6 protein-coding genes are annotated in these 10,353 nt (G+C 65.9%); 2 read left to right on the top strand and 4 right to left on the bottom strand.

Features of this window, described 5'->3' with window-relative positions:
* Positions 1-74: 74 nt before the first annotated feature.
* From ASD82_RS08755 to ASD82_RS08740, 4 genes are all read right to left on the bottom strand, one after another.
* A complete protein-coding gene (locus ASD82_RS08755; RefSeq protein WP_056717445.1) occupies positions 75-1,616 on the bottom strand; it encodes a hypothetical protein in 1,542 nt (513 codons plus the stop codon).
* A 185-nt stretch (positions 1,617-1,801) separates the two neighbouring features.
* On the bottom strand, positions 1,802-5,260 hold the full coding sequence (locus tag ASD82_RS08750; RefSeq protein WP_162253818.1) for an IPT/TIG domain-containing protein: 3,459 nt from the start codon (positions 5,258-5,260) through the stop codon (positions 1,802-1,804).
* A gap of 670 nt (positions 5,261-5,930) precedes the next feature.
* Positions 5,931-6,329, bottom strand: a complete 399-nt coding sequence (locus tag ASD82_RS08745; RefSeq protein WP_056717443.1) for a DUF4156 domain-containing protein — start codon at positions 6,327-6,329, stop codon at positions 5,931-5,933.
* 142 nt (positions 6,330-6,471) lie between these two features.
* On the bottom strand, positions 6,472-9,345 hold the full coding sequence (locus ASD82_RS08740; RefSeq protein WP_056717442.1) for a pitrilysin family protein: 2,874 nt from the start codon (positions 9,343-9,345) through the stop codon (positions 6,472-6,474).
* A gap of 273 nt (positions 9,346-9,618) precedes the next feature.
* Between ASD82_RS08740 and ASD82_RS08735 the strand changes: the two genes are divergently transcribed.
* Both ASD82_RS08735 and trmL read left to right on the top strand, forming a co-directional pair.
* Entirely contained in the window at positions 9,619-9,840 is a 222-nt protein-coding gene (locus ASD82_RS08735) for a hypothetical protein (RefSeq protein ID WP_056717441.1), read from the top strand.
* A 32-nt stretch (positions 9,841-9,872) separates the two neighbouring features.
* Complete coding sequence (gene trmL, locus ASD82_RS08730; RefSeq protein ID WP_056717440.1) at positions 9,873-10,343, top strand: tRNA (uridine(34)/cytosine(34)/5-carboxymethylaminomethyluridine(34)-2'-O)-methyltransferase TrmL; 471 nt, start codon at positions 9,873-9,875, stop codon at positions 10,341-10,343.
* The last annotated feature ends 10 nt before the right edge of the window (positions 10,344-10,353 follow it).

The raw sequence follows: 10,353 nt of genomic DNA, 5'->3' as shown, positions 1-10,353 counted from the left end.
CATGTGGTTTGAAGTGACTCATCGTGACCGCGCGTCCTTACTGCGTGTTATCCCCAACCGCCAGACCCGGTGGCTCAGCCCTTGAAGCCGACCGCGCTCAAGGCTTCGTACGGCATCTCGAACGTCTTGCCGGAATCGGTGATCAGCCTTGCGCGCGCGCCGCCCTGCAGCGCCACGGTCACCTCGACCTTCTCGACGCGCTCGTTCTGCGCCAGGCGCGAGAGCTTCTCGATCAGCGTGCGATCCTCCATCGAGGCCACGATCACCGTGTAGGTGGTGGTCGCCTGCAAGGTGCTCGGCCCCTGCGGCAGGACGATCGACAGCGCGGCGGTGCCAGCCGCGGTGCTGCCGGTGATCGCCGGGCTGATCGCTTCGCTGGTGGTGCCGTAGGCAGGGACCACGCGCAATTGCACGGTGTTGCCGACCGGCACGTTGGCCGTCTCGAACGTGATCGAAACCGGGTCGGTGGTCGTCGCCGGCAAGGTGACGTCGTTGCTGCCGGTCGGCACCGCCGGCACCGCCTGGCCCGCAACCGATGCGATGCGCAAGGTCGGCGCACCGGCAATGAACACCGGGCCGACATCACCACGCACATAGGTAGGGCTGTTGGTACCGGTGTAGCTGATCGCGTCACCTTCGATGCGGATGCGGCCGATGGAGCCACCGTATTGGTTGTAGCCACCGTCTGATCCGCAACTCTGACGCCGACTGCCGTTGACGTTGATGCAACCACCCACGGCATACAGAGTTCCATTGCCAGTCACATTGGAGGCCAGCAGGCGGATTGCACCACCCGAGCCACCCGCGCCACGACCACCAACACCGGTACCAGCCAGACCACCACCATCGCCACCTATGGCGGTGACACTGCCGGTGATTTTCAACGTCCCCGACGCGGCGATCAGGATCGCGCCACCGCCGCCGCCACCACCCGATCCCGGGTAGTTGGTACCACCCACACCACCGCCACCACCCGAACCACCCACAAGCGGCTGCAGGAGAGTCGAGCCATAGGCATTTGCATGCGATACCGAGGCACCACAATTGCCAACGGCGTAGTACTGGTAGGCATTAGCGCCGTAGGCACCACCTGCCCCTACATAGTGGTAGTAACCGGTGGCAGTGCAGCTGTTACCTCCCTCGATACCACCAATGCCGCCACCTGGGCCAAGCCCGGCGCCGCCTCGAATGATCGCGGGTCGCGAAGCTGCATCGTCACGACCACCCCGACCGCCCGCAAAGCCGCCCGGCCCACCCAGTCCCGGCACGCCGTCATCGCCTTGGTTGCCATCGCCGTCGGTACCGGTGGCTGCAGCATCCTGTCCATTGACGTCGATCGTGCCCGCAATCGTCACGTCACCGCTGGCCAGCAGGTACACCGGCGTGTTCGCCGCGTTGGGCTTGAACTTCACGGTGACGCCAACCGGGATGTTGACCGTGGTGTAGTTGAGGATGCCCGAGGCCGGCAACACGATCTCGGTGTTGACGGTCGGATTCAATGCACCATCGGCGCCGGTGCTGCCGCTGTCGACGGCCCAGGCCGGCGTGCAGGCCAGTGCGGCGACCAGAGCTGCCACCAGCGATATGCGCGAGGGCAGGTGTGAAAGCTGTTTCATGGCAAAACTCCTTGAACGAATGGACGGCTGCATCGTGTGGTGGTCGTCAACGGGCGCGGGAGGTCCTTCGGAAATCCGCTTCATCGAAACTCCTGAGGTCCACGGCGGCCCGGTGGGGCGCATGGGTACGAAAGCCGTCAGGCGACTGAGCCGTGCTGCTGGCATCGGCGATTGCTGCACACGGGTCATAGCCGCGGCACCACGGTCAGCGTGTTGACGGCACTGGATGTCGCCGAAGTGGCGCCACCGGGGACCAGCAGTTGCAACACCCTCTTGCCGGAAGCGGCGCCGGCATCCAGCTTCACGGTGAGGGTCAGCAGCTCGCCCAGCGAGTCCTGCGTCCACTGCGGCTTGCCGACCAGTTGCGCGCCATCCCCCGGCAGCAACACGGCGCCGGTCACGCTGGACAGGTCGTGGCCGCGAATGACAAGGGTTGTCGTGTCGCCTGCGGTCAGCACGATCGGTGTCACCGAATCCATGCTTGGCACGCGACCGATGCCGAAGGCTGACGACTCGACGCGGGCCCAGGCCACTTCGCCGTTGGCGCTCAGCAGGTGCAACTGGCGCGCGCCGAGCGCGGCGTCCTGCGCCACGCTGATCGGCACGCTCAACTCGGTCCCCTGCGGATTGACCGACACGGCCTCGAACAACACGCCGGTGGACGGCGACGACGCCACCGAGGTCACCTCGCCCAGGGCGATGCCGTGGATCGTCAAAGTGCCCGTCGCGCCCTGCAGCCAACCATCGGTCGTCATGTCGTTCGCCAGCGCACCCACCAGCACGCGTACCGGCGTGGCCACGGCCTGCGTGTCGGCGCTGATCGGTGCCGGCACTTCCTCGGGAATCAGCACACCCACCAAGGGTGCCGCCAGGATGCCGTCATAGGTGGCCTGGACCGGGTCGGCGCCTACCAGCACGCCGACCGTGCCGGAAACGATGGCCGGATAGGTGTTGCCCAAGGCGTTGGCCAGGGTCACCGTATTGCCCGGTACCCCCACATCGCTGGAATCACCCGCTGCCGTGGTGACGATCAGGGTACGCGGACCGGGAGCCGCCGCCGCATCGACCAGCACGGCAACGCCCAATGAACTTCCGTCGGAAGCCACGAACGGACGATTGACCGTGACGCCGTCGGCGGGCACGAAGCGCACGTCGCTCACGTCGTTCATGTAGCGTCCGCGCAACACCAGGTTCTGCGCCGTGCCACCGAGGGTCAGCAGCTGCGGTGTGGCGGACTCGACCACCGGCAACGGTGCCGAGACGAGGAATGCGCCATCCATCACACTGGCGAATGCCAGCGGTCCGTTCGCCGTGTCCAGCACGAGGCGTCGCAAGCCAATCGCCGCACCGGCATCCACCTGCAGGCTGAAGTCGAGCTCGGTGCCGTCGGCATTGACCACCGGTGTGCCGACAACCAGATTTTCGTTGGGCACCATCGCCACCGAGGTGACACCCTGCAGACCCTGGCCACGCACCTTGACGCTGACGGTGGAACCGATGACACCGACACGCGGCACCACACCGGTCACCGTGGCGCCCACCACCACGCCGATCTGCGAGGTGAGTACCGGCGCGATCACCTGCGGGTCCGGCACCGGTGTCGCCCTGCCGACCACCACGCCGACAACCTGGCTGGTCGAGCTATAGGCGGTCGGCTCGCTGCCAACCACGGTCACGGTGTTTTCGCCGGCGGCAGTCGCATTGCTGCTGCCTGCCACCGTGCTCGCGCGCACCACCTTGGCACCCAGCGAAACGTTCGCAGCCATGTGCAGATGAGCGATCAGCTCGGTGCCATCGGAGTTGATCTGCGGCAGCGCGTCGACCTCGATGCCGTCACCCGGTGACAGTTCGAGATGCGCTTGTTGCAGGTTGCGACCGCGTACGGTCAGCGTGACCGCCGAATCACGCATGACCTGCAGTGGCGAGACAGAGTCGATCTGTGGCAGGCCGGCGGCCAGTACCACGGTCGCCCTGGCTGCATCGGCAAAGGTCAGCAGTGCACCGTTGTTGTCGCGCAAGACGATGCGGCGCGCGCCCGGCGCAGCATCAGCCGCCGCGGTCATCGTGACGTCGAGCACCGTACCGTCCGCCGACACCGTCGCTGCGCCCACGCTGACGCCTTCGGCGGGAACGATCGCCACCTGAGATCCTTGCGGAATGCCCGCGCCGTGGATCTCGAACGCCTGCGCCGAGCCGACCGTCCACGCACCCGGCGCCAGGTCATCCAGCACCGCACCGACACCGACACCGACCACGCCCTGCACGAGAATCTTGGCTTCCGTGCCAGCCGGCTCACCCTCGACCATCACGCCGACGGGCAGGGCGTAACTGGTGTTGAGTCCGCGGAAATCCGGGGTGATGAACATCGGCACCGAGCTGTCGCCCAGCGTGGCCGAATGCGCTTTCAGTGTTACTGAACCCTGTGCCAGCGGAGTAATGGTGACGCGTGCGCTGGTCTGACCGGCCACGATGACCAGCGAGGTCGGGCTGACGCCTGCCTTCGTGGCGTCGGACACCGACAGTTCGATGGTGTGGTCGCGGAAATCGGCCTTCGACAGTCGCAACGTGATGTCATGCGGCTTGCTGTCCGGCGGCATCGCAATCGGCGTGGGCTCGAAACTCACGCTGGGCGGCACCGGCATCTGCACGGTCAAGGTCGTCGAGTTCGACAAAAGGTACTCGCCGACGCGTGCGGCATCGGGTGTGCGCACCTGCAACGGAAGCGAGGCGGCGGCCGTCTGGTTTGGCAGCCTTGCGTGCAGCTCGGTGTCGCTGACGAATTCGCTCGGGATCGCCGCCGAATTCACCAGCACCTCCGATTGCGCCGTGAAGTTGCGACCGGTGATGACAAGGTCCGCCACCCCGGTACCCGCCAGCACCGAAGCCGGTGCAAGCGCGGTAATGGCTGGCAACGGCTGGGTCACCGTGAACATGCCGGGAAGCACCAGCTCGCCGGCATCGAGCTGCAGGCGCAAGGTTGCCGGACCAAGCTTCGCATCCCCGGCGGCCTTGACCTGGAGGTTCAGGCGCGTCGACGAGCCTCCACTGAACGGCGTCACGGTGAGTCCGATGCCGTCGAAGGACGCCGCAGTCAGCCCATCCAGACGCACGCCATCAACAACCAGTGTTGCGGTCTGGCCACGCTCAATGCTGCCGGGCGCAACCTTGGTGACGCCCGGGGATCGGCCGACCGATACCGTGCCGGCTTCGACCACGTAGGGAATGCCACGCAAGCCCCAGTGGACGCTGTCGACGATATCGCCGGCGGGAACGGCTATGCCGTTCAAGTCGTTGCCGGTGGCCTGGTTGCCAACGCCTGTCGGTGAAGCCGCCAGATCAATGCTGATCGCGGCGCCGCGATTGTCGCGAATGTCGAGATAGTTGAAGACAGGTGCCGAGCCTTGCACGACCAGGCCGCTGCCATGCTCGAAACGCACATGCTCCAGGCGCGTGTTCACGGTGCCCGACCCAAAGGTCCATGCCTGGTAGTCGCCGGCCGCGGCGACCTGCCCGCTGCGCGACTTCTCCGAACGCACCTGCACCGGAAGCGCTTCGGTGCCCAGTGCCTGAATGCTGCCGGACTGCACGGCCAGGCCGGCATTCGCCAGCATGTCGATCTCGGCGCCGGGGTCGATCGTCAGCACGGCACCGTCCTGAACCAGTACATTCCCGGACAACTGATAGGGACTTTCGGCTGCCGTCCAATGGGTATTGACCTTGATTGCACCGGACACCGCCGTCTGCGCAGACGCGCCCACAGCGCAAAGCGCCAGCAGGGCGGCAACAGCGAGGCAGCGGAGCAATCGGGTCAGCCGTGCTGGCTGCCGCTGCCCGTAAGGCGCAGAGAGCATACGATTTTCCGGAGTGGACGAGAGGCACAGACATGCAGCCGGATGCCGCCAGTCAGCCATGTGACGTGGCGTAGATCCGTATTGAATGAAGCTGGTGTCTGGTGTCAGCGGTCAGTCATGTATCTGACGTGACGTAACGGCTCGTCCGGAATCCGGCCCCTCGCAAATCGCGGCGACGCGATGGGCGATGACGGTAAAAAAAGAACACACGGGCTCATGCCCCGAGCGACAGGCGCTTTGCGATGACCGATCACGATTTCCCCCTAAATCCATTTACTGGCGTATGCCCGAATCATTCCCCAACGAGGCATAGCGGGGGCAATCGTAATTTAATGCCGTGAAAAAACGCAACACTTTGCGCAGCCAGCACCACTGATGCCAGCCGAAATAATGTGAATTGCATCACATTATTGCAATTGGCTTGGCAGCTTTCGCCACGTCCCGGGCGGAATTGAACGCGACTTCAACTTCCCTTGATCGGAAATGTTTGCGCGTCGCCTGACGAAGTCGGGACCTTGCGATGATCCGTCGAGGACGGCAGCGTTGCGCTGCCGCACTGATAGGCACCCCAGGGCTGCGAGCCGTCACTGGGTTCGGCCAGCGGCTTGATCGTGTCGGCATTCATCTTGGCGGCCTCGTTGCGGGCCAGCACTTCCAGTTCGTCGCGCACCTTGATGTCGTTGCGGTCGACCGGGCCGACGTGATCCATCACCGAGACGGTGACCTTGCCCAGGTCGCGACAGGCAGAGACGTCGCCGCTCCAGGCGGTGCGCACGTTCTTCGCCGCCGGGTCCATGGTGATGCCCCAGTTGCAGGCGCTCAGCAGCAACACGGGGACGAGCAACAGCAGGGTCTTGCGCATGGAGGGCTCCGCAACGGTGACTTGGAATAGGAAAGAGGCCGGACCTTGCGATCCGGCCTCCATCGTAACGCGGTGGCGCGGACGCGTCCCGCGACGGCCGCACGACAGGCGGCGCCGGTTCATGCCGGCGCCGCCTGCGGGCTCACTTGGCCGGCTTCGCCGCCACCGGCTTGCCGTCGGCATCGAGCACCTGCACCTGGCCGAGCTTGAGCGCGCGGATCGGCGACTCGATCTTCGCCAGGTCGCCGACGATCACCCAGGTCAGCTGGTCCGGATGGATGATCTGCTTCGCCGCCGCTTCCACCGCGGCGTCGGTCTGCCCCTCGATGCGCGACTTCAGGGTCTGCACGTAGTCATCCGGGCGGTGGTACAGGGCGATGCCCTGCATCGCACCCATCACCGCCGAGGTGGTCTGGTACTCGCCCGGCATGCTGCGCACGTCGCCGACCTTGACCTTGCTGATCTCGGCGTCGGTCAGCGGCTTGTCGCCGATCACGCCGTTGGCCTCTTTCAGCATTTCGGTGATCGACGGCGCAGTCTTGTCGGTCTGCACCGGCGCGTACAGCATGAACGGACGCTGCCCCACCGCGTTTTGCAGGAAGCTGAAGGCGCCGTAGGCCCAGTGCTTGTCCTCGCGCAGGTTCATGTTGAGACGCGAGGTGAAGGTGCCGCCGAAGGCACCGTTCATGGTCTGGATTTCCAGGTTGTTGGCCGCTTCGGTGGAAGGCGCCAGGCTGCCGGCGAGGATGAGCGTCTGCTGCGCTCCGGGACGATCGACCAGGAACACGCGCGCCTGCGACGGCGGCGTGACCTGGCCGATGTTCTTCACCGGCACCTTGCCCGCCGGTGCTTTCCAGTCGCCGAACACCGCGTTCAACTGCGGGATGATCTTGTCCAGCGTGGTGTCGCCGGCGACCAGGATCTTCACGTTGTCCGGGCGGATGTAGTCGTCCATGAAGCCGTGCATGTCGGCCGCGGTCAGCGACTTGATCGACGCCTCGGTGCCCGAACCGGTGAACGGGATCGCGTAGGCGTGGCCCTGGCCGTACAGCAGCGGCGGCAGGGTGCGCAGGGCGATGCCGGTGGGCTGGCTCTTTTCCTGGGCGATGCGCGCCAGCCACTGGCCGCGCAGGCGACTGGTGTCGCCGTCACGGAAGGCCGGGTTGCGCACGATGTCGGCGAACAGGTCCAGCGACGGCTTGAGCTGGTCGTCCAGCGCATTCAGCGAGGCATTGCAGTAATCCAGCCCGCAACCGCTGGCGATGATCGCGCCCAGGCGCTGCTTGCGCTTGGCGATCTCCACCGAGTCCAAAGTCTTGGTGCCTTCGTCGAGCATGTTCATGGTGAAGCTGGAGGTGCCCAGCTTGCGCCCCTGGTCGGCGGCGAAGCCCGCGTCGAACAGCAGCTGCAACTGCACCGCCGGCACCGTATGGCGTTCGGCCAGGACCACCTCGATGCCGTTATCGAGCTTGCCGCGCTGCAGCTCCGGGAAGCTGAGGTCGGGGAAGCTGCTGACCTCGGGCACGCCCTTGCTGCGGTCGACGTCGCTGGCCACCGTCTTGTAGTCACCCTTGGCCGAAAGCACCGGTGCCGGCGCGCCGGTGGCCGCGGCACGACCGGCCATCTTGGCCATGTCGGTGGCGTCGACCTTGCCCGGCACGACGGTCAAGGTGTAATCACCCTTGCTGATCCACTTGTCGGCCACCGCCTTGACGCTGGCCGGAGTCGCCGCCATGAACGCGTTGAAGTCCTTCAGGTACTGCCCCGGATCGCCGTGATACAGCTGGCCCTGGGCGAGGATCGAAGCCTGCGTGTTGACCTTTTCCAGGCCGCGCACGAAGGAGGCACGCGTCTCGGTCTTCACCCGCGCCAGTTCGTCGGCGGTGGGGCCGGTCTTCAGGAATTTCTGCCATTCGTCGGCAATCGCGGCCTCGACCTTCGCCGGGTCGACACCCTTTTTCACGTCGACCTGCAGGTTGAACATGCTGGCCAGCACGTGCTGCTCGACATCCACCGAGACGTCGTCGGCCAGCTTGTCCTGGTAGACCAGCCGCTGGTACAGCCGCGAGGTCTTGCTGCCGCCGAGCACGGCGGCGGCCAGTTCCAGCAGGTTCTCGTCGTTGCTGCCGCGGCCGGGCACGTTCCACTCGCGGTAGATGCGGGTCTGCGCCACGTTGTCGGTCATGGTGCCCCGGGTGGAGCTGTCGCGGGGGGCGATCCACGGCTGCGGACGCGGCACCTGCGGGCCGGCGGCGATGTCGCCGAAGTACTTCTGCATCTTTTCCTTCGCCACCGCCGGCGTGATGTCGCCGGACAGCACCACCACCGTGTTCGCCGCGCCGTAGTAGTCGCGGAACCACTGCTTGACGTCGCCCAGCGAGGCGGCGTTCAAGTCGTCCATCGAACCGATGGTGTCGTGGTGGTAGGGATGATTGGCCGGGAATGCCTCGGCCTGGATCAGCTCGCCCGCGCGGCCGTACGGCTGGTTCTCGCCCTGGCGCTTCTCGTTCTGCACCACGCCGCGCTGCTCGTCCAGCTGCGGCTGGCCGATCGCGCCCAGCAGGTGTCCCATGCGGTCGGATTCCATCCACAGTGCCATGTCCAGCGCGCTGGTCGGCACCGTCTCGAAATAATTGGTGCGATCAAGCCAGGTGGTGCCGTTCTGGTCGGTGGAGCCGGCCAGCTCGAACGGCTTGAAGTACTCGTCCTTGTGGTTCTCCGAGCCCTGGAACATCAGGTGCTCGAACAGGTGCGCAAAACCGGTCTTGCCCTTCGGCTCATACGACGAACCGACGTGATACCAGACGCTGACCGCCACCACCGGCGCCTTGTGGTCTTCGTGCACCACCACGGTGAGGCCGTTGGGCAGGGTGAAGCGGCTGTAGGCCAGCTCGGGAATCTGCTGCGAGGCGGCGGCAGTCGTCGCGGCAATCGCGGGAGCCGCCCATGCCAGCGGCACGCCGCCCGCCAGGGTGAGTGCGCCGGCGATCAGCAGGGCGAGTGGTTTCTTTGTCACGGTGAACCTCCTGTTTCACGGATAAGTCGACACAGGCTAGCGTCGCGGGACAGGTGTCGCAAATGACTTGCGGCAGGGTCCGCCCGGGGCGTCCGCCCGCATGTCCGGCTGTCCGGCGGCGGTCGACAACGGTGTCCGCGGACAGGCTTGTTCGCCCGGGGTCGCCGCGATGAGCGCGTCAAATCAAGCACTTGGGGCGTTTGCAACCGTTGGCACGCGGATTGCTCTTATGTCCGTGCAGGGACTCTTCCCCCATTCGTCGGAGACAAGCTCATGAAATTCGAAACCCTGATGTTGCGCGGACTGTTCATCGCCTGCCTGGCGGTATGCGGCCTGATCTTCGGCGCGATGGTGACCACCACGCCGGCCTCGATACAGCTGGCCGGCAGCCATTCCCTGCGGACCATCCTGCTGGCGGCACCGAGCAGTTGCGCCTTGCCGCCCGACGGCGTGATGTGCGCCCAGCTCGGCACGGCGTCGCCGCTCAACGGTTGATCCCGGGCGATGCCGTACGGCGATAATGGCGGATGCTCCACGTCATCCTGTTCAATCCCGAGATCCCGCCGAACACCGGCAACGTGATTCGCCTGTGCGCGAACACCGGCGCTGCGCTGCATCTGGTTCGCCCGCTGGGCTTCGAACTTGACGATGCCCGCCTGCGCCGCGCCGGGCTGGACTACCACGAGTACGCAAGGCTCGCGGTGCACGACGACCTGGCCAGTTGCCTCGATGCGATCGGCGCGCCCCGGGTGTTCGCCTTCACCACCCGCGGCCGTGTCGCCCATGTGGAGGCGCGTTTTGCCGACGGCGACGCCCTGCTGTTCGGCTGCGAAACCGCCGGACTGCCGGCAGCCGTGCTCGAGGCGATTCCCGCCGAACAACGCCTGCGCCTGCCGATGCGTCCGGACAGCCGCAGCCTGAACCTGTCGAACACGGTGGCCGTGGCCGTCTACGAGGCATGGCGGCAGCTCGGCTTCCACGGTGCCGCCGACGTCTGACCGAAGCGGC

Source organism: Rhodanobacter sp. Root179 (assembly GCF_001428465.1).
Lineage (GTDB): Bacteria > Pseudomonadota > Gammaproteobacteria > Xanthomonadales > Rhodanobacteraceae > Rhodanobacter.
The sequence above is the reverse complement of the archived record's forward strand: the minus strand, read 5'-3'. Positions and strand labels throughout refer to the sequence as shown.